The organism is Streptomyces sp. NPDC059166 (assembly GCF_042755185.1).
GTDB lineage: Bacteria > Actinomycetota > Actinomycetes > Streptomycetales > Streptomycetaceae > Streptomyces.
Map to the genome: position 1 here is coordinate 102,654 of NZ_JBHZCI010000001.1, position 18,827 is coordinate 121,480.

Annotated in this window: 16 protein-coding genes and 1 pseudogene; 8 read left to right on the forward strand and 9 right to left on the reverse strand. The window is 70.5% G+C overall.

The features are described 5' to 3' along the window. Positions 1–53: 53 nt before the first annotated feature. The gene (gene aspS, locus ACFXOA_RS00480) at positions 54–1,871 is read right to left on the reverse strand and encodes an aspartate--tRNA ligase (RefSeq protein WP_385020204.1); all 1,818 of its coding nucleotides are present in this window, start codon (positions 1,869–1,871) and stop codon (positions 54–56) included. 186 nt (positions 1,872–2,057) lie between these two features. On the opposite strand from aspS, the gene ACFXOA_RS00485 reads away from it, so the two are divergent. Further along, positions 2,058–4,181, forward strand: a complete 2,124-nt coding sequence (locus tag ACFXOA_RS00485) for a SpoIIE family protein phosphatase (protein ID WP_385020207.1) — start codon at positions 2,058–2,060, stop codon at positions 4,179–4,181. On the opposite strand, the gene ACFXOA_RS00490 is transcribed toward ACFXOA_RS00485, so the two are convergent. After that, on the reverse strand, positions 4,176–5,276 hold the full coding sequence (locus tag ACFXOA_RS00490; RefSeq protein WP_385020210.1) for an AI-2E family transporter: 1,101 nt from the start codon (positions 5,274–5,276) through the stop codon (positions 4,176–4,178). The two genes, ACFXOA_RS00485 and ACFXOA_RS00490, sit on opposite strands and share 6 nt — an antisense overlap. 277 nt (positions 5,277–5,553) lie before the next feature. On the opposite strand from ACFXOA_RS00490, the gene ACFXOA_RS00495 reads away from it, so the two are divergent. Then, a complete protein-coding gene (locus ACFXOA_RS00495; RefSeq protein WP_385020213.1) occupies positions 5,554–7,500 on the forward strand; it encodes a serine/threonine-protein kinase in 1,947 nt (648 codons plus the stop codon). A 37-nt stretch (positions 7,501–7,537) separates the two neighbouring features. Here the strand turns inward: ACFXOA_RS00495 and ACFXOA_RS00500 are convergent, their stop codons facing one another. Together ACFXOA_RS00500 and ACFXOA_RS00505 are read right to left on the reverse strand one after the other, a co-directional pair. Further along, positions 7,538–8,494, reverse strand: coding sequence for a pirin family protein (locus ACFXOA_RS00500; protein ID WP_385020216.1), 957 nt, complete (start codon positions 8,492–8,494; stop codon positions 7,538–7,540). Between the two features lie 161 nt (positions 8,495–8,655). Then, the gene (locus ACFXOA_RS00505) at positions 8,656–9,096 is read right to left on the reverse strand and encodes an SseB family protein (protein ID WP_385020218.1); all 441 of its coding nucleotides are present in this window, start codon (positions 9,094–9,096) and stop codon (positions 8,656–8,658) included. 172 nt (positions 9,097–9,268) lie between these two features. On the opposite strand from ACFXOA_RS00505, the gene ACFXOA_RS00510 reads away from it, so the two are divergent. The 3 genes from ACFXOA_RS00510 (at position 9,269) to ACFXOA_RS00520 (ending at position 12,879) form a co-directional block, all read left to right on the forward strand. Further along, the gene (locus ACFXOA_RS00510; protein WP_385020221.1) at positions 9,269–11,095 is read left to right on the forward strand and encodes an acyl-CoA dehydrogenase; all 1,827 of its coding nucleotides are present in this window, start codon (positions 9,269–9,271) and stop codon (positions 11,093–11,095) included. A gap of 162 nt (positions 11,096–11,257) precedes the next feature. Further along, a complete protein-coding gene (locus ACFXOA_RS00515; protein WP_385020224.1) occupies positions 11,258–12,556 on the forward strand; it encodes a M18 family aminopeptidase in 1,299 nt (432 codons plus the stop codon). A 101-nt stretch (positions 12,557–12,657) separates the two neighbouring features. Next, positions 12,658–12,879 carry a DUF6458 family protein gene (locus ACFXOA_RS00520; RefSeq protein ID WP_327116942.1) on the forward strand — a complete coding sequence of 74 codons (222 nt, stop codon included), beginning with the start codon at positions 12,658–12,660 and terminating at the stop codon, positions 12,877–12,879. 52 nt (positions 12,880–12,931) lie between these two features. Here ACFXOA_RS00520 and ACFXOA_RS00525 read toward each other — a convergent pair whose 3' ends face one another. After that, on the reverse strand, positions 12,932–14,782 hold the full coding sequence (locus tag ACFXOA_RS00525; RefSeq protein WP_385020229.1) for an NHL domain-containing thioredoxin family protein: 1,851 nt from the start codon (positions 14,780–14,782) through the stop codon (positions 12,932–12,934). Between the two features lie 74 nt (positions 14,783–14,856). On the opposite strand from ACFXOA_RS00525, the gene ACFXOA_RS00530 reads away from it, so the two are divergent. Next, positions 14,857–15,573, forward strand: a complete 717-nt coding sequence (locus tag ACFXOA_RS00530; protein ID WP_385020232.1) for a hypothetical protein — start codon at positions 14,857–14,859, stop codon at positions 15,571–15,573. Positions 15,574–15,737: 164 nt separating this feature from the next. Here the strand turns inward: ACFXOA_RS00530 and ACFXOA_RS00535 are convergent, their stop codons facing one another. The 3 genes and pseudogenes from ACFXOA_RS00535 to ACFXOA_RS00545 form a co-directional block, all read right to left on the reverse strand. Then, on the reverse strand, positions 15,738–15,920 hold the full coding sequence (locus tag ACFXOA_RS00535; protein ID WP_385020235.1) for a hypothetical protein: 183 nt from the start codon (positions 15,918–15,920) through the stop codon (positions 15,738–15,740). Continuing rightward, the gene (locus tag ACFXOA_RS00540; RefSeq protein ID WP_385020699.1) at positions 15,913–16,203 is read right to left on the reverse strand and encodes a recombinase family protein; all 291 of its coding nucleotides are present in this window, start codon (positions 16,201–16,203) and stop codon (positions 15,913–15,915) included. The genes ACFXOA_RS00535 and ACFXOA_RS00540 overlap by 8 nt, the downstream gene beginning before the upstream one ends. Positions 16,204–16,251: 48 nt before the next feature. Further along, positions 16,252–16,434, reverse strand: a pseudogene (locus tag ACFXOA_RS00545) (hypothetical protein); the annotation flags it as partial. Between ACFXOA_RS00545 and ACFXOA_RS00550 the strand changes: the two are divergent. Beyond that, complete coding sequence (locus ACFXOA_RS00550; RefSeq protein ID WP_385020238.1) at positions 16,433–16,924, forward strand: LURP-one-related/scramblase family protein; 492 nt, start codon at positions 16,433–16,435, stop codon at positions 16,922–16,924. The pseudogene ACFXOA_RS00545 and the gene ACFXOA_RS00550 overlap by 2 nt on opposite strands. Positions 16,925–17,004: 80 nt before the next feature. On the opposite strand, the gene ACFXOA_RS00555 is transcribed toward ACFXOA_RS00550, so the two are convergent. Then, positions 17,005–17,802: a carbon-nitrogen family hydrolase gene (locus ACFXOA_RS00555; protein ID WP_385020241.1), complete on the reverse strand. Its 798-nt coding sequence runs from the start codon at positions 17,800–17,802 to the stop codon at positions 17,005–17,007. A gap of 199 nt (positions 17,803–18,001) precedes the next feature. Here ACFXOA_RS00555 and ACFXOA_RS00560 point away from each other — a divergent pair, with 199 nt between their 5' ends. Continuing rightward, on the forward strand, positions 18,002–18,826 hold the full coding sequence (locus ACFXOA_RS00560; protein ID WP_385020244.1) for a maleylpyruvate isomerase family mycothiol-dependent enzyme: 825 nt from the start codon (positions 18,002–18,004) through the stop codon (positions 18,824–18,826). The last annotated feature ends 1 nt before the right edge of the window (position 18,827 follow it).

Here is an 18,827-nt window from a genome sequence, read left to right on the forward strand (position 1 = left end):
CGGCCGGACGGCCGGGGACTGTTTCACGTGGAACCGAAGCGGAACCTCGGGTCCTACTTGGCGCCGGTGTCCCGCGCCACGGAGTCCTTTGCCTCGGCCTTGTCCTTGGCCGCCGCGACCGGCTTGCGCAGCTGGATGTTCAGCTCGCGCAGACGGGTCTCCTCCAGCACGGTCGGTGCGCCCATCATCAGGTCCTGGGCGTTGCCGTTGAGCGGGAAGGCGATCGTCTCGCGGATGTTGGGCTCGTCGGCGAGCAGCATCACGATGCGGTCGACGCCGGGGGCGATGCCACCGTGCGGCGGGGCGCCGAGACGGAAGGCGCGCAGCATGCCCGCGAACTCCTGCTCGACGGTCTCGCGGTCGTAACCGGCGATCTCGAACGCCTTCAGCATCAGCTCGGGCTCGTGGTTGCGGATGGCGCCCGAGGACAGCTCGATGCCGTTGCAGACGATGTCGTACTGCCAGGCGAGGATGTCCAGCGGGTCCTTCTCCTCCAGGTCGGCCAGGCCGCCCTGGGGCATCGAGAAGGGGTTGTGCGAGAAGTCGATCTTGCCGGTCTCCTCGTCCTTCTCGTACATCGGGAAGTCGACGATCCAGCAGAACCGGAAGACGCCCTCCTCGAAGTGGCCGGCGCGCTTGGCGGCCTCGACCCGGACGGCCGACATGATCTTGGAGACCTCGTCGAACTCGCCGGCGCCGAAGAAGACGGCGTGGCCCGGGACGAGCGAGAGCCGCTCGGTGAGGGTCTTGACGTCCGCCTCGGTGAGGAACTTGGCGATCGGACCGGCCAGCGTGCCGTCCTCGCCGACGCGGACCCAGGCGAGGCCCTTGGCGCCGTGCTCGACGGCGTACTCACCGAGGCCGTCGAAGAACTTGCGGGACTGACCGGCGGTGTCCGGGACGGGCAGCGCGCGGACGTGCTTGCCGGCGAACGCCTTGAAACCGGAGTCGGCGAAGACGTCGGAGATGTCGACGAGCTCCAGCTTGGCGCGCAGGTCGGGCTTGTCGTTGCCGTACTTCAGCATCGACTCGCGGAACGGGATGCGCGGGAACGGCGAGGTGACCTCACGGCCGTTGCCGAACTCGGTGAAGAGCTCGGTCATCAGCTTCTCGATCGGCTGGAAGACGTCCTCCTGCTCGACGAACGACATCTCGACGTCGAGCTGGTAGAACTCGCCGGGCGAACGGTCCGCGCGGGCGTCCTCGTCGCGGAAGCAGGGCGCGATCTGGAAGTAGCGGTCGAAGCCCGAGATCATCAGCAGCTGCTTGAACTGCTGCGGGGCCTGCGGCAGCGCGTAGAACTTGCCGGGGTTCAGCCGGGACGGGACGACGAAGTCACGGGCGCCCTCGGGGGAGGTCGCGGTGAGGATCGGGGTCGCCATCTCGTTGAAGCCGAGGGCCACCATCTTGGAGCGGATGGAGGCGATCACGGCCGAGCGCAGCATGATGTTGCGGTGCATGCGCTCACGGCGCAGGTCCAGGAAGCGGTACTCCAGGCGCCGCTCCTCGTTGACGCCGTCCTCGGTGTTGATCGTGAAGGGCAGCGGGCCGGCCTCGCCGAGCACCTCGACCTCGGAGACCTCGATCTCGATCTCGCCGGTCGGCAGCTCCGGGTTGACGTTGTCGGCGCCACGCGCGGAGACCTTGCCGTCGATCCGGACGACCGTCTCCTTGGTCAGCTTCGACAGGGCCTCGTTGCCCGGCGTACCGGGGCGGGCCACGAGCTGCACCAGGCCGTAGTGGTCGCGCAGATCGATGAAGAGGATGCCGCCCAGGTCTCGGCGATTGTGCAGCCAGCCGCTCAGCCGGACGTCGGTGCCGACGTCAGAGGCGCGGAGCTCGCCGCAGGTGTGGGACCTGTACCGATGCATCGTCGTTCATCCAGTCTTCGCGGTCGGGGTGGATTGACACCCCAGGCTACCGCCCGCGGAGGTACCACCTGCGGGGGATTACCGCCGCACGGCCGTCCGAGGGGCGTGCGGGCACCCCCGGAGGGTGAGCGCCGGGTGCCGCCTCCTCGGTGGCGACGAAGAAGAGAACCTTCCTAAAGTGGGGCAATGCGCACCGAGGAGATCCTGGCTGCGATCGGGACCGGCCTGTGGAGCTGGGACAGCTCGTCGGGCACGGTCACGCTCGACGCCGAGGCGGCGCGGCTGGTGGGACTTCCCGCGGAGGCCGTGTCCCGCCCCGGCGACGAGGTGCGCCCCCGTTTCCACCCCGCCGACTGGAACGAGATCTTCGGCGTCGTGAACTACGCGATCGCGGAGGACACGGTGGCCGAGGCCAGGATGCGCATCGTGGACGAGCACGGCGCCGTCGTACGCACGGTGCGCAGCAGGTCCAAGCCGATCCCGCTGGACACCCCGGGCCGCCACGCGTACGTCCTGACGGGGATCCTCCAGGAGGTCGTCGAGCCCCCGGGGTCCACGGCGGCGCACACCCCGCTCACGGGCGACTGGCGCCGGTCGCGCGAGGCGTTCCTGCTGGACGCGGGACGGGCCCTGGCCGAGGCGGGTTCCACCGAGGAGGTGCTCCGGGTCGCCGGCTCCCTCTCGATGCCGGGCTTCTCGCCGGACGGCCTCGCCGTGTTCGGGGTGTCGGGCGAGCATCTGACGGTCATCGGGCATCACGGGCACAACGAGGGCGACGAGAAGCCGTTCACCGACATGCCCCTGCAGACGGACTACCCGGCCGCCGAGGTCGTACGGACCGGCCAGGCCATCTACCTCGCCTCGCCGGACGAGTACCGGCGGCGCTTCCCCGCCACCTGGCCGCTGGCCAAGGGGTTCGGGCGCCAGTCCTGGGCCTTCCTCCCGCTGATCGAGTCCGGGCGCACCATGGGGGCCTGGATGGCGGGGTTCCGCCACAGCGTCGCCTTCTCCCCCGACGAGCGCTCCGTGCTCACGACGGTGGCCAGGATGCTGGCACAGGCGCTGGCGCGTGCCGGAGCGGCCGAGACCGAGCGTGCGCTGTCCCTGGGCCTCCAGCGGGCGATGAAGCCCTCCCTCGGCCCCGGCGTGCCCGGCCTGACGGTGGCGGCCCGCTACATCCCCACCGGCGGGGGCCTCCAGGTCGGTGGCGACTGGTACGACGTGATCCCGCTCCCCAACGGCCGGATCGCCCTCGCCATCGGGGACGTCCAGGGCCACGACGTGCGGGCCGCGGGTCTGATGGGCCAGCTGCGGATCGCCCTGCGCGCGTACGCCGCCGAAGGGCACCGTCCCGACGCGGTGCTCGCCCGCGCCTCACGCTTCCTGTCCGGGCTCACCGAGACCTACGACCTGACCGACGGCGAGGAGCCCGCCGACGCCACGCGCTTCGCGACCTGCCTGTACGCGGAGGCCGACCCCGAGACGGGCACCCTCGACATCGCCAGGGCCGGGCATCCCGACCCCGTGGTCATCAGCGTCGACGGCACCGCGGTGATCCGGCAGACGGCGGGCGGACTGCCCCTCGGGGTCGAGGAGGACGCCGACTACCCGACGACGAGGGTCGTCCTGAGCCCGGGCGAGACGATCATGCTGTGCACGGACGGGCTGATCGAGACCGGTGGACACGACATGGCCACCGGATGGACCCGGCTCCGGCCGGTCCTGGAGCAGCCCGTGGAGGATCTGGAGGAGCTCGCCGAGGCGCTCGTGCAGACGGTGCACGGCCCCGGATCGCACTACACGACCGGGCCGCTGGTGGACCGCCGCGAGGACGACATCGCACTCGTGGTCCTGCGCCGCGAGGCCGCCCGGACGCGCAGGACCCCGGGCCGGCGCTCCGCGATGTCGATCGCCCAGGCCGAACCGGAGAGGGTCGCCGCCGCCCGGCAGCAGCTGCGGGAGCTGCTGCACGACTGGGCGGACTCGGAACAGGTCGACTCCGCGGAGCTGATGGTCTCGGAGATGGCCACCAACGTGCTCGTCCACACGGACGGGGACGCGCTCCTCGTCGCCGAGGTCTCGGGCGAGAAGGGCGAGCGGCGGCTGAGGGTCGAGGTCGCGGACACCAGTGACGAGCTGCCGCACAAGCGGAGGCCGGGGGAGATGGCGTCCAGCGGCCGCGGCCTCGTCCTGATGGAGATGCTCGCCGACGCCTGGGGCGTGGACCCGCGGGGCGAGGGCAAGTCGATCTGGTTCGAGCTGTACGAGTCGGCGGATCCGGTGGAACTGACGGCCGCCGGGGGTTCATGAACCGCTGTCCGGCGCCCCGTGCGCCTCGGCACCGGCCACGTGGCTCCCGCCCTCGGCCTCGTACCCGCTGCGCAGCACCCCGATCACGCCGAACGCCGCCGCGCACAGGGGCACAGCGAGCAGCATGCCCAGGATGCCCGCCACGCTCGCTCCCGCGGTCAGCGCGATCATGATCATGGCGGGGTGCATCTGGACGGTACGGCTCTGGATGGCCGGCTGCAGCACATGCCCCTCCAGCACCTGGACGGCGAGCACCACGCCCAGGGCCCAGAGCGCGATCACCAGGCCCCGGTCGGCGAGCGCGACCAGCACGGCCACCGCACCGGACAGGAAGGCGCCGAGGTACGGGATGTAGGCGCCCACGAAGACCAGTGCCCCCAGTCCCACCGCGCCCGGTACCCGCAGGATCAGCAGGCCCACCGTGATGCAGAGCGCGTCGATCAGGGCGATGAAGGTCGTGCCGCGCATGAAGCCCTCGACGGCCTCGAAGGCCCTGCGGCCCATGGCCTCCACCAGGTCACCCGTCCCGCGCGGGGCGATCGAGTGGGCGAGGTGGACGGCGCGGTCGGAGTCGCGCAGGAAGAAGAAGGTCAGCAGCAGTGCGAGGACCCCCGTGGTGACGAGCGACCCGAGGAGGCTGATCCCGCTCAGCAGCCCGCCCGCCGCGCTCGCACCGAACTTCTCGACGAGCGACTTGGCGTTGTCCGCCAGGTCGTCCACATCGGCGACCCCCTCGATCTCGAAGTGGTCGATGACCCACTGCACGGTGTCCTTCAAGGACTCCACGATCTGGTCACCGGTGTCGACGAGCGCGGTGACGACGATGTACCCGGCGCCGCCGCCCACCGCCACCAGGGCGACGCAGGTGAGTCCGGCGGACACCGACCGGTTGACCCGGTGCGCCGTCAGCCAGCGGTGCACCGGACCGAGCAGGGCCGTGCCGAGCAGCGCCAGGAGAACCGGGGTGACGGCGGTCTTGAGCTCGACGCACAACCAGACGGCCACCGCCGCCACACCGGCGACGAGGAGCAGGACGCCGCACCAGGCGGCCGTCCGCCGCGCGACGTCGGGCAGGAGGGGCTTCCGGGTAGGCACCGTCCCAGCCGATCACGGACCGGGGGCCGCGGCCCTCCCGGAGGACCGTACGGGTGAAGGCCCTGGCGGACCCGACGCCGCGTCACCTCGCGATGCGCGCCCGGGGCAACCACCTTGAGCCACACACCCAACGCCGTTCACAATAAGTGCAGTTGACTAGAACCGAATTACAGTTTCCGCTCGTCCTGTCCTGAGCGGGCACCGAGCCGGGTCCAGGCGGGCCGGCCGGAGGAGCCCCCCGGCTCAGCAGACGACCACCAGAGGAGGCCGGACCGGCATGGCCAGTGCCCACGGCGGAGAACGGGACGACGGTCCGCAGGAGCGCGAGGCGTCGGGGCAGGACCCGCGCACCGGCGACGGCGTCGAAGGGCTCCAGCCCCTCACCGCATCGGATCCCCCGCGCATAGGCCCGTACCTGCTGCTCGGGCGGCTGGGGGCTGGCGGCATGGGCCGGGTGTACCTCGCGCGCTCGGAGGGCGGGCGTACGGTCGCGGTGAAGGTGGTGCACGAGGAGCACGTCGCCGACCCGCAGTTCAGGGCACGCTTCCGCCGCGAGATCGACGCCGCCCGGCGGGTGGGCAAGCGGTACACGGCTCCCGTCCTCGACGCCGACCCGGACGCCGCCCTCCCCTGGGTCGCCACCGGCTACATCCCCGGGCTCTCCCTCGAGGAGGTCGTGCGCCGCCACGGCCCTCTGCCGCCGTCGTCCGTACGGGCGCTCGCCCGGGGGCTGCTGAAGGCGCTCGACGACATCCACGGGGCCGACATCGTCCACCGGGACCTCAAGCCGTCGAACATCATGCTCACCGTCAACGGCCCGCGGGTCATCGACTTCGGTATCGCCCGCGCCCTGGAGACCTCGGTCGGATCGGTGCTGACCAGCATGGGGCTGATCGTCGGCTCGCCGGGCTTCATGTCGCCGGAGCAGATCCGCGGACAGGACATCGGCCCCAGGAGCGACGTCTTCTCCCTGGGCTGCGTCCTGACGTGGGCGGTCACGGGCCAGCTGGCCTTCGGCCCGCCCGGTGCCCATCCGCACGCCGTCAACTACCACGCCGTCGAGAGCGAGCCCGACCTCGAACGGGTGGGTGACACGGCCCTGCGGGAGCTGATCGCACGCTGCCTGACCAAGGACGTGGACGGCCGGCCCTCGGTGGCAGCGCTGCTGGCCGACGACGGGGACGCCCTTTCGGCGCCGGCGAACGGGGCATGGCTGCCCCCGGATGTCATCGCCCAGCTCGCGGACCGCTCGGCCCGGCTGCTCGACGTCGACGCGGCTCCCCTGCGCGAGGAGCCGCGCGACCGGGAGACGTACGTCCTCCGTCCGAAGGACGCTTCCGTGGCGGGGGCGGACGTGACGCCCGCCGCCGACGAGCCGCGTACGGACCCGGGGCGCGGGAAGCGGCGGCGCAACTGGTTCGTGGCGATCCCCCTGGTGGTCGTGGTCACCGTCGGCGGCGGGACCGCGGTGGTGCTCGGCCCCTCCTGGGGCGACAAGGGGGACGCGGACGCCGCGGAGAAGGTCACGCCGAGCAGCGCTCCGGCGGTGCCGGGGCCCGCTTCGGCCACGCCGTCCCGGAAGGCCGGGCCCTCGCCGTCGCGGAGCAAGGGAGCCGGGAAGGACGAGGGCGGGAAGGACGGCGGGAACCCCGGTCCGGTCGAGGCGTCCGGGGGCGCGCGGGCAGCCTCCGGGGGCGGCGGCTCCACGGGCGGCTCCACGGGCGGCGGCTCGTCGTCCGCCACCGGCGGCGGATCACCGTCCGGCGGGTCGTCCTCCGCCGGCGGATCGAGCACGTCGGGCGGATCGTCCTCGACAGGCGGATCGAGCACGTCGGGCGGGTCGAGCACGTCGGGCGGGTCGACCGGTGGCGGGGGCTCCGCCGGCGCCGTTCCCGCGTACTTCGTGGGCACCTGGAAGTTCGACGGGATGTCGGGCAACCAGCCCCACACCATCACCGTCAACCGGGCGTCCGAGGGCGGACGGGTCGTCCGCTACATCTCCGACCTGCCCTTCATCGGCCACTGCGAGTGGGTCGGCAGGCTGGACGGGGTCAGTAACGCGGGCAGCCGCCTGGAGGTCACCTCGGCCCCGGCGGACAAGGCGAAGTCCACCGGGATGGTCTGCGACCCCATGGACGCGGCCGTGATCTACATCGGGTCCGAAGGCGGCATCTACCACCTCGACCATCCCTCCCAGGGGGACGGCTACCACTACGTCCGCTGAGCGGGCCGGCCCCGGAAGCCGGGGCCGGCCTTCGTGCTCACATCCCGTGCACGGCGGGGACGGTGCCCAGGCGGCCCTTCTGGAAGTCCTCGAAGGCCTGCTGCAGCTCCTCGCGGGTGTTCATGACGAACGGGCCGTAGTGGGCCATCGGCTCACGGATGGGCCGGCCGCCGAGGAGGACGACCTCCAGGTCCGGCGTGTGGGAGTCCTGGCTCTCGTCCGCGCGTACGGTCAGCGAACCGCCCGCACCGAAGACGGCGGTCTGGCCGACGTGGACGGGCCGGCGCTCGGCACCGGCCGAGCCCTTGCCCGCGAGGACGTACGCCAGGCCGTTGAAGTCCTCACGCCACGGCAGCGTGATCTCGGCACCCGGCGCGAGCGTCGCGTGGACCATGGTGATGGGCGTGTGCGTGATGCCCGGGCCCTGGTGCCCGTCCAGCTCACCGGCGATCACCCGGAGCAGCGCGCCGCCGTCGTGCGAGGTGAGCAGCTGGACGCTGCCGCCCCGGATGTCCTGGTAGCGCGGGCCCATCATCTTGTCCTTGGCCGGCAGGTTCACCCACAGCTGGAGGCCGTGGAAGAGACCGCCCGACATGACGAGGGACTCCGGCGGCGCCTCGATGTGCAGCAGACCCGAACCCGCCGTCATCCACTGGGTGTCGCCGTTGGTGATGGTGCCGCCACCGCCGTTGGAGTCCTGGTGGTCGAAGGTCCCGTCGATGATGTAGGTGACGGTCTCGAAGCCGCGGTGCGGGTGCCAGGGAGTCCCCTTCGGCTCGCCGGGCGCGTACTCCACCTCACCCATCTGGTCCATCATGATGAACGGGTCGAGGTGCCGGTAGTTGATCCCCGCGAAGGCGCGCCGGACGGGGAACCCCTCGCCCTCGAAGCCGCTGGGCGCGGTCGTGATGGTGAGCACGGGGCGGGCCACGGCATCGGCCTGTGCCGCGACCTTCGGCAGGGTCAGCGGGTTTTCGACGGTCACTGCGGGCATGGGAGCCACCTCCGGGAGTCTTCTGCGACCAATTTAGTTGAACAGTGAACATCTTGCAAGGCGGTATCCATTCCCGCCCGGCCCCGGACGCGCCCCGGACAGCACCGAGGGCCCGCACCTGCGTGGTGCGGGCCCTCGGCCCAGGGTGTCGCGTCCGGCCGTCAGCCGTACATGCGGCGCATCGCGAAGTCCACCATCTGCTCGACGGCCTTGGCGTCGAAGACCATGCGGTGGTCGCCCTCCATGTCGAGGACGAAGCCGTAGCCGGTGGGCAGCAGATCGATCACCTCCGCACCGGTGATCACGAAGTACTTGGACTCCTTGCCCGCGTACCTCCTGAGCTCCTTGAGCGTGGTGAACATGGGGATCACCGGCTGCTGGGTGTTGTGGAGCGCCAGGAAGCCGGGGTTGTCGCCGCGCGGGCAGTAGACCTTCGCCGTGGCGAAGATCTGCTGGAAGTCCTCGGCGGGCATCGAACCGGTCGTGAAGGCCCGTACCGCATCGGCCAGCGACGGCGGCGAGGGCTCGGGGTACAACGGCTGCCCGCCGTAGCCGCCGCCCATCTGCTGCTGCGCGCCCGGGTTCTGGTCGTAGCCATACATGCCGCAAAGAGTAATCGGACACATCTGTGCCTCGGGGGGTTGCGTCTTATTACTGACGGGTAGCATCATCGGAGGGGTCAGGTGATATACCCGCGCCGGCCGTCCGCCGCCCGATCCTCACTCTCCTCCCCGGGGCGCTGCGCGCCACTGCTATTGATTACGGAGCCTTCCCATGGGGCACTACAAGTCGAATCTCCGCGACATCGAGTTCAACCTCTTCGAGGTCCTCGGGCGCGACAAGCTGTACGGCACGGGCCCGTTCGCGGAGATGGACGTCGACACCGCGAAGAGCATCCTGGACGAGGTCACCCGCCTCGCCGAGAACGAGCTCGCCGACTCGTACGCCGACGCCGACCGCAACCCGCCGGTCTTCGACCCCGCGACGAACACCGCCCCGGTCCCGGCCTCCTTCAAGAGCTCGTACCAGGCGTTCATGGACTCCGAGTACTGGCGCCTCGGCCTGCCCGAGGAGATCGGCGGCACCACCTCCCCGCGCTCCCTGATCTGGGGCTACGCGGAGCTGCTGCTCGGCTCCAACCCGGCGGTCTGGATGTACTCCTCCGGCCCCGCGTTCGCCGGGATCCTCTTCGACGAGGGCAACGAGGCGCAGAAGAAGGTCGCCGAGATCGCCGTCGAGAAGCAGTGGGGCTCGACGATGGTGCTCACCGAGCCCGACGCCGGTTCGGACGTGGGCGCCGGCCGCACCAAGGCGGTCGAGCAGGAGGACGGCTCCTGGCACATCGAGGGTGTGAAGCGCTTCATCACCTCGGGCGAGCACGACATGTCCGAGAACATCCTCCACTACGTCCTGGCGCGCCCCGAGGGCGCCGGCCCCGGCACCAAGGGCCTCTCCCTCTTCCTGGTCCCGAAGTACCACTTCGACTGGACCACCGGCGAGCTCGGCGAGCGCAACGGCGTGTACGCGACGAACGTCGAGCACAAGATGGGCCTCAAGGCGTCCAACACCTGCGAGATGACCTTCGGCGACCAGCACCCCGCCAAGGGCTGGCTGATCGGCGACAAGCACGACGGCATCCGCCAGATGTTCCGCATCATCGAGTTCGCCCGCATGATGGTCGGCACGAAGGCCATCGCGGCGCTCTCCACCGGCTACCTCAACGCTCTGGAGTACGCCAAGGAGCGCGTCCAGGGCACCGACCTGTCGCAGTTCATGGACAAGACGGCCCCCAAGGTCACCATCACGCACCACCCCGACGTGCGCCGCTCCCTCATGACGCAGAAGGCGTACGCCGAGGGCATGCGCTCCCTCGTCCTCTACACCGCCTCCGTCCAGGACGCGATCCAGGTGAAGGAGGCCGCGGGCGAGGACGCCAAGGCGCTCAACGGCCTCAACGACCTGCTCCTGCCGATCGTCAAGGGCTACGGCTCCGAGAAGTCCTACGAGCAGCTCGCGCAGTCGCTCCAGACCTTCGGCGGCTCCGGATACCTCCAGGAGTACCCGGTCGAGCAGTACATCCGCGACGCCAAGATCGACACCCTGTACGAGGGCACGACGGCGATCCAGGGCCAGGACTTCTTCTTCCGGAAGATCGTCCGCGACCAGGGCGCCTCGCTGAACGCCCTGTCCGAGGAGATCAAGAAGTTCCTCGCGAGCGCCCAGGGCGACGAGGAGCTGTCCGGCTCGCTGGACAACCTCGCCAAGGCCGCCGTGGACCTCGAGGCGATCGTCGGCACGATGATCACCGACCTCACGGCGACCGGCGAGGACGTCAAGAACATCTACAAGGTGGGCCTCAACACCACCCGCCTCCTGATGGCCTCCGGCGACGTCGTCGTCGGATACCTCCTGCTCAAGGGCGCGGCCGTGGCCTCCGAGAAGCTGCGCACCGCCTCCGCCAAGGACACCGCCTTCTACCAGGGCAAGATCGCCGCCGCGAAGTTCTTCGCCGCGAACGTCCTGCCCGGCGTCTCCGGGGAGCGCGCGCTCGCCGAGAACGTCGACAACTCGCTGATGGAGCTGGACGAGGCGGCGTTCTAGCCACCCGCCCAGCCCGTCGCACAGCCGCCGCCGTCCGGGGATCCGGGTGGCGGCGGCCTCGTACCCGGCCCGTGATCCGTCCCGGCGGACGACGGGACCGTCCGTTCGACGGAACACGACCGGTCGCATTCCGGACGCTTCCGCCTCGTTAAGGTGAGGAGCATGAGCTCTCCCATCCGCTTCGACCGCGGCCACACCGACGACCTGATGGCCTTCCTGATGGCCTCCCCTTCCCCGTACCACGCCGTGGCGACCGCAGCCGCGAGGCTGGAGGAGGCCGGGTTCCGGCAGGTCGAGGAGACCGACGCGTGGGACGGCTCCAAGGGCGGGAAGTACGTCCTGCGGGGCGGCGCGATCGTGGCCTGGTACGTGCCCGAGGGCGCGACGGCACACACGCCGTTCCGGATCGTGGGAGCACACACCGACTCCCCCAACCTCCGGGTCAAGCCGCTGCCGGACACCGGCGCCCACGGCTGGCGGCAGGTCGCCGTCGAGGTCTACGGCGGCACCCTGCTGAACACCTGGCTGGACCGGGACCTCGGTCTGGCCGGGCGCGTCTCGCTGCGCGACGGCACGCACCGGCTGGTGAACATCGACCGTCCGCTGCTCCGGGTGCCCCAGCTCGCCGTCCACCTCGACCGCTCGGCCAACCCGGACGGCCTCAAGCTCGACCGCCAGAAGCACATGCAGCCGATCTGGGGACTCGGAGAGGTGCGGGAGGGCGACCTGATCGACTTCGTCGCCGGGGAAGCCGGCGTCGACGCCGCGGAGATCACCGGCTGGGACCTCATGCCGCACCCCGTCGAAGCCCCCTCCTACCTCGGCCGGGACCGCGAACTGCTCGCCGGACCGCGCATGGACAACCTGCTCTCCGTACACGCCGGCACCGCCGCACTCGCCGCCGTGGCCGCACGCCCGGACGCGGAACTCTCCTGCATCCCCGTGCTGGCCGCCTTCGACCACGAGGAGAACGGCTCCCAGTCCGACACCGGCGCCGACGGCCCGCTGCTGGGCACCGTCCTCGAACGCTCCGTGTTCGCCCGCGGCGGTTCCTACGAGGACCGGGCGCGCGCCTTCGCCGGGACGGTCTGCCTCTCCTCGGACACCGGCCACGCCGTCCACCCCAACTACGCCGAGCGCCACGACCCGACGCACCACCCGGTGGTCAACGGCGGACCGATCCTCAAGGTCAACGTCAACATGCGGTACGCGACCGACGGCGGCGGCCGCGCGGTCTTCGCGGCGGCCTGCGAGAAGGCCGGCGTGCCGTGGCAGACCTTCGTGTCCAACAACTCCATGCCGTGCGGCACCACGATCGGGCCGATCACCGCGGCCCGGCACGGCATCCGGACCGTCGACATCGGTGTGGCGATCCTGTCGATGCACAGCGCGCGCGAACTCTGCGGCGCCGACGACCCGTACCTCCTGGCCAACTCCCTGGCGGCCTTCCTCACGGACTGATCCCGTATCCCAACCGCCTTCCCGGACATGCTTGTTGCCGGGCCGGGTACGCGACCCGTACACCGGCCCGGAGTCACCGGGCCGTCGAGGAGGCGGAAATCATGGGACTCGGAGGATGCATTCTCCTGATCGGTGCCGGGGCGATTCTGGCGTTCGCCACCGACTGGGAGATGGACACCGTCAATGTCGACCTGGTCGGCTGGATCATGATGCTCGTCGGCCTCGTCGGGGTCTTCGTCTACGTGAGCATCGCGCGTCGCCGGCGCATGGTCGTGCCGCCCACCACCACGGTGGTCACCGAGGAGGAGCGCCGCTACCAGTAAGGGAGCGCGCACCGTCTGCCCGGGCTGACGCCGGGCAGACGGCACGGAGGTGTCAGGCCTGCTCGTCCATCCCGGCCAGCACCAGGGGAAGCCTGGACGCCCCGCCGGCGGTGACCGTGACCGGGACGCCCCAGTCCTGCTGGTGGACATGGCAGGCCGGGTACTCGTTCTCCGGGTCGTCGTCGCAGGACGCCGCCATGGCGGACACGTGCAGCACCCCTTCCGTGACCCCGTCCGCGAGGACCAGGTCACGGCCCAGGTCCGTACCCTGACCGGATCCCTCGGCCAGCAGCTCCGGCGGGGTCGAGGAGACAAGCAGCCGGGTCGACGGCCCGTAACGGGTGTCGAGCTTCTGCCCGGCGGGAGCCTGGAAGACCACGTCCAGCCGCAGCGCCCCGGGCGCCACCTCCGTGGCCGCTCGCCGGGTGCGGTGCGCCCGGTCGGCGACGCGCACGGCCTCCTCCGGAAGCCGCAGCCTGGTCAGCCGGTGCCGCGCGGACTCGACGACGACCAGATCGCCGTCCACCAGCACCGCGTCGCTCGGCTCCCGCAGGTCCGTGGCCAGCGTGGTGACCTCGCCGCTCTCCGGGTCGTACCGGCGCAGCGCGTGGTTGTAGGTGTCGCTCACCGCCACCGAACCGTCCGGCAGCGCGGTGACGCCCAGCGGGTGCTGGAGGAGCGCCTGGCCGGCCGGTCCGTCACGGTGCCCGAAGTCGAAGAGACCCGTACCCACGGCGGTGTGCACCTCTCCCGCCTCGTCGACGTACCGCAGCGCCGAGGTCTCCGAGTCGGCGACCCAGAGGCGGTCGCCGGCGGCGGCCAGACCCGAGGGCTGCGCGAACCACGCCTCCTCGCCGGGGCCGTCCACCAGGCCCTCGTTGGTCGTGCCCGCGGCCACCCGCACCGTGCCCTCGGCGGGGTCGTAGGTCCACAGCTGGTGCACACCCGCCATCGCGATCCACAGCCGGTCCCCGAACCAGGCGATGTCCCACGGCGACGACAGGTCCACCTCGGTGGCGGGGCCGCTGGTCGCGGAGGACTGCCACCACTGCCGGCCGGTCCCGGCCAGCGTGGTCGTCACCCCGGTGGCGAGGTCGAGCGCCCTGATCGCGTGGTTCACCGTGTCCGCGACGGCGACCCGGCCGTCCGGCAGGAAGGCCAGGCCCTGCGGTTCGCTGAACCGCGCGTCGGACGGGGAGCCGTCCGCGAACCCCCGCTCACCCGCGCCGAAGTGGCGCCGCACCGTCTCACCGTCCGCCTCGAGCTCCACCAGGCGGTGCCGGGTGGTGTCCGACACCAGGAAGCCGCCCCCGGGCAGCGCCAGCGCCTTCCCCGGGAAGCGCAGGTGGGTGGCGACCGGCTCGGGTGCCACGTACGGGCCGTCCCCGCGGCGCAGCGTCCCCTTCGCCGCGTGCTCGGCCTCCAGCTCCTCGACCAGCTTCTCGATGGCGTGGGCGTGCCCCTCACCGGCGTGCTGGGCGACGACGTACCCCTCGGGGTCGATGACGACCAGCGTCGGCCAGGCGCGGACCGCGTACTGCTTCCAGGTGGCCAGCTCGGGGTCGTCGAGGACGGGGTGATGCACCTCGTACCGCTCGACGGCGTCCACCACGGCCTGGTGATCCGCCTCGTGGACGAACTTCGGCGAGTGGACACCGATGATCACCACGGTGTCGCGGTGCTTCTCCTCCAGCTCGCGCAGCTCGTCGAGCACATGCAGGCAGTTCACACAGCAGAAGGTCCAGAAATCCACAACAACGCACTTACCTCGCAGGTCGGCGAGGGTGAGCTCGTTGCCGCCGGTGTTCAGCCAGCCGCCCTTGCCGATCAGCTCGGGGGCACGGACACGGGCACGCTTGCGGGGTGCGGGCGCGGGGGTGGGCGCCGGGGCAGCATCGTTCATCCTTCAAGCTTGCCATCCTGGTATGAACGTCGGATCACACGCGTACGGCAGGACCTACGACAGGGGAACGAGGGTTGGCTCCGGACGAGGACGACACGGCTGTCGGCGAGACGGCGCGGACGGTGCAGGGGTTCATGGCTCTGCCGGGGCCCGTGGAGGACCGCAGGGAGGTGTTCGCCGGATGTGTGGCGGAGGTCGTCCGGGTCCTCGGGCTCGATGTCGCTCACGGGCCGCAGCCCGGCGATCCACGAACCTGGGTGACCCATGCGCGAACGGCGCTGTACAAGGCCTGCCGCCGGGACCTGATCCTTTCCGAGGAGTCCTTCCAGACGCTGATCAAGGCAGCCGTCTACGACCCCGACCCGAGCTTCAACCGCCATTTCCTCGAGCCGGCGCTGAACGCGTTCGGGTACAGGCGGGTCCAAGCCTTGCTGCTCGGATACCTGCGGGCGGGCACGGACGTCGAGCGGGCGGGCGCGGCGAATGCCTGGTACTGGTCCGCTCTACCCCTGCGTATGCCCACCGTACGGGCGGAACACCCCGCAGCCACCGGTCCGGCGGAGCCCGACCACGCCCCAACCGTGGCGACCGAGTGGTACGAAACCGCGCTACGCGAGTTCGTGAGCAACGAGCACCTATACGTCCGGCGCTGCATTCTGCCGGGCCTGCCGCTCCGGAAGTCGGCCTATCCGCCGGAGCTGCACGATCTGGTGGACGCGGCCGTGGCGATAGCCCGGTCCCATCCGGACGAGTACATCCGCCACCGCGTGGAACACCAGGTCGGTGACTGACACGCTCCACCACGGCAACCTCCGAGAACTCGCGCAGGAAGGTCATGTGCCCGGTCCGGCCCGTGTGCTCGATGCACATGTCGGTGCACACCGCCGCGTTCCCGGTCGGCGCGGCAGTCCACTGGCAGTCCGGGTTCAGGCACCGGGGGACTTACCCTGGTGCTTCAGGTGGTGTTGTCGCTTCCCGGCTTCGCCCAATGGATCTGGATGCGTTGCTCAGGGATGATCCGCTGTCCGCGCACTCCCTTGGTCACTTCAACCCGGTCCATGGCGAGTGACAACCGGCCGCGCCGATCTTCGTTCGTCGCCTCAGCCCACTCCTCACGCAGGGTGAGGCCGTCAAGCATCGGTGACACGTCCACCGACGGCATGGGGAGACAGGCGGTCCAGTTTCCAGACGATCAGCGTGCCGACGACGCCCGCCGTGACGGCCGCCAGCGCGGCGTCGAAGCCCTTGCGCTCAACGGTCTTGTATCCGGAGCGCCCTCTGTCCATGTGGACCTTGCGTACGGTCAGTCCGTTGCGTTCGGCCCAGGCACGGCAGTCGGCTTCCTGCCGTTCGATTGCGGTCTTGCCGGCCCGGTCAAGAGACAGACGGAGGTACAGGTCACAGATCGTGTCTTGGTGCACACACTCAGCGTGACCAGGAGTTCGGTGGTCCGTTGTCGAATCACAAGAATCGAGAATGACAATCCGTCCCCGCAGCTCAGCAAGGGTGTACTGCCGGTCGCCTGTATTGAGCCAGCCGCCCTTGCCGATCAGTTCGGGGGCGCGGACACGTGCACGTGCTGTCATGACACCAGTCGACAGCAACGCCGCCTGCCCGCATTCCGCCGGGGCGTCGGGGAACCTGTGATCCATGAGACTTCTCGTGCGTGAACGCCTTTTCGGCATCGGCGACGACTACTGGATCGAGGACGCGGACGGGCACAAGCTCTTCCTCGTGGACGGCAAGGCCATGCGGCTGCGCGACACCTTCGAGCTGAAGGACGCCGACGGCCGGGTACTGGTCGAGGTCCGCGAGAAGCTGGTCAGCCTCCGCGACACGATGGTCATCGAGCGGGAGGGCGAAGGGCTCGCCAAGGTGAAGCGCAAGCGGCTCTCGCTGCTGCGCAACCACTACCGGGTGACCATGGCGGACGGCACCGAACTGGACGTCAGCGGCAAGATCCTCGACCGCGAGTTCGCCATCGAGTACGACGGCGAGCTGCTGGCCCAGATCTCACGTCGCCGGCTGAGCGTCCGCGACACCTACGGCGTGGACATCGTGCGGGAGGACGCCGATGTGCCGCTGCTCATCGCGGTGGCGGTCTGCGTGATCGTCCTCGCGGACAAGGAGCGCGAGGACTGAAAACCTGGGCGCCGCCGTCCGGCTCGGCCTCCCGGTTCCCCCGTTTCACGTGAAACGGGGAAACCGGGCGGACGGCGCTCTCAAGCCAGTCGGCGCGGGGCGAGGCCCAGCCGGCGGTCCTTCAGTGCGGGGAACTGCTCACGGGTGGTGGTGGCCTTCGCCGGGTCGAACTCCACGGTGAGGACCTCCTCGCCCGCACCCGCCTCGGCGAGCACCTCGCCCCACGGGTCGACGACGATGCTGTGGGCCGCCTGCTCGACGCCCGCGTGGGTGCCGGCGCAGCCGACCGCCAGGACGTACGCCTGGTTCTCCACCGCGCGGGCCTGGGCGAGCAGGGTCCAGTGCGAGCGCCGCCGCTCCGGCCAGCCCGCCGCGACGACCAGGGTCTCGGCCCCCGCGTCCACCAGCCCGCGGAACTGCTCCGGGAAGCGCAGGTCGTAGCAGGTGGCGAGACCGAGCACCGTCTGGGGCAGCGCGACGGTGACGAGTTCCTCGCCCGCACCCATCATCACCGCCTCGCCCTTGTCGAAGCCGAACCGGTGGATCTTGCGGTAGGAAGCGGCCCTCTCGCCCTCGGGAGAGAAGACGAGCGAGGTGTTGTAGAGGGTGCCGTCCTCGGCGCGCTCGACGAACGATCCGGCGTGCAGCCAGACCCCGGCCTCGGAGGCCGCCTTCGCCATGATCTCGTGCGTGGGCCCGTGCAGCGGCTCCGCCTCGTCGGCGAACGCGGTGTAGGCGAACGCGCCGACCTGCCAGAGTTCCGGAAGGATCACCAGGTCCGCGCCACGCTGGCCGACGACCAGCGAAGCCGCGCGTTCTCTACGGGAATTGACCGATTCATCCGGGTTTACTGCGATCTGGATGAGAGAGGCGCGCACACTACCACCGTCCTGGCATGAGAGCCGTCAACACGGGCCTACGATCGTCACACGAAAGCACTGCCGGGGTGCCTGCTCGCAGCGTAACTTAGCGAGCGAACCTCCCACGCAGCCCGCAGACAGCACCGTCGGTGCCGGCCCTCCCGTCGGCACTCCCTGCTCTCCAGCCCATGCACCGCAGAACCGCACGAGGGGTCCCGTGACCGTCCATCCCAGCCTCCAGACCTATGCCGATGCCTGGACCCACTCCATCGAGGCGATATCCGAGCTGGTCAAGCCACTCGCCGACGGGGAGTGGAACCGCCGGACGCCCTGCCCGGGCTGGTCGGTCAGGGACATCGTCTCGCACATCATCGGCATGGAATGCGAACAGCTCGGCGACCCCCGTCCGATCCACACCCTGCCGCGCGACCTCTACCACGTGCAGAACGACCACCAGCGCTACATGGAGATGCAGGTGGACGTCCGACGCCACCACACCGCGCCGGAGATGACCTCGGAGCTGGAGTACACGCTCATCCGGCGCATGCGCCAGCTGCGCAACGAGACGCGCGCCCCCGACACGATGGTGCGGGCACCCCTCGGTGCCGAACAGACCCTGGAACTGGCACTGCACATGCGTGCCTTCGACGTCTGGATCCACGAGCAGGACCTGCGCATGACGCTGGGCCGGCCCGGCAACCTGGACTCCCCCGGCGCCCTCGTCGTCCGGGACACCCTGCTGGCCGGCCTGGCGAAGGTGGTGGCCAAGGACGCGGCGGCGCCGCCACACTCGGCCGTGGTCTTCGATGTGCACGGACCGCTGGAGTTCCTGCGTACGGTCAGGGTCGACGCCGAGGGACGCGGGTCGGTCGACGGCGCACCGTCCCTGGGGCCCGCCGCGACGCTCTCGATGGACTGGGAGACGTACTACCGGCTGGCCTGCGGCCGGGTGCGGGCCCAGGCCGTGCAGGACCTGATCAAGATCGAGGGCGACCAGGAGCTGGCCGCCGAGATCCTGCGCAACTTCGCCGTCACTCCGTAGT

What these genes read in the sequence shown, in the direction of transcription:
- aspS (WP_385020204.1), bottom strand. Translation starts at nt 1,871, where the DNA reads ATGCATCGGTACAGGTCCCACACCTGCGGCGAGCTCCGCGCCTCTGAC.
- ACFXOA_RS00485 (WP_385020207.1), top strand. Translation starts at nt 2,058, where the DNA reads ATGCGCACCGAGGAGATCCTGGCTGCGATCGGGACCGGCCTGTGGAGC.
- ACFXOA_RS00495 (WP_385020213.1), top strand. Translation starts at nt 5,554, where the DNA reads ATGGCCAGTGCCCACGGCGGAGAACGGGACGACGGTCCGCAGGAGCGC.
- ACFXOA_RS00500 (WP_385020216.1), bottom strand. Translation starts at nt 8,494, where the DNA reads ATGCCCGCAGTGACCGTCGAAAACCCGCTGACCCTGCCGAAGGTCGCG.
- ACFXOA_RS00505 (WP_385020218.1), bottom strand. Translation starts at nt 9,096, where the DNA reads ATGTATGGCTACGACCAGAACCCGGGCGCGCAGCAGCAGATGGGCGGC.
- ACFXOA_RS00510 (WP_385020221.1), top strand. Translation starts at nt 9,269, where the DNA reads ATGGGGCACTACAAGTCGAATCTCCGCGACATCGAGTTCAACCTCTTC.
- ACFXOA_RS00515 (WP_385020224.1), top strand. Translation starts at nt 11,258, where the DNA reads ATGAGCTCTCCCATCCGCTTCGACCGCGGCCACACCGACGACCTGATG.
- ACFXOA_RS00520 (WP_327116942.1), top strand. Translation starts at nt 12,658, where the DNA reads ATGGGACTCGGAGGATGCATTCTCCTGATCGGTGCCGGGGCGATTCTG.
- ACFXOA_RS00525 (WP_385020229.1), bottom strand. Translation starts at nt 14,782, where the DNA reads ATGAACGATGCTGCCCCGGCGCCCACCCCCGCGCCCGCACCCCGCAAG.
- ACFXOA_RS00535 (WP_385020235.1), bottom strand. Translation starts at nt 15,920, where the DNA reads ATGCTTGACGGCCTCACCCTGCGTGAGGAGTGGGCTGAGGCGACGAAC.
- ACFXOA_RS00550 (WP_385020238.1), top strand. Translation starts at nt 16,433, where the DNA reads ATGAGACTTCTCGTGCGTGAACGCCTTTTCGGCATCGGCGACGACTAC.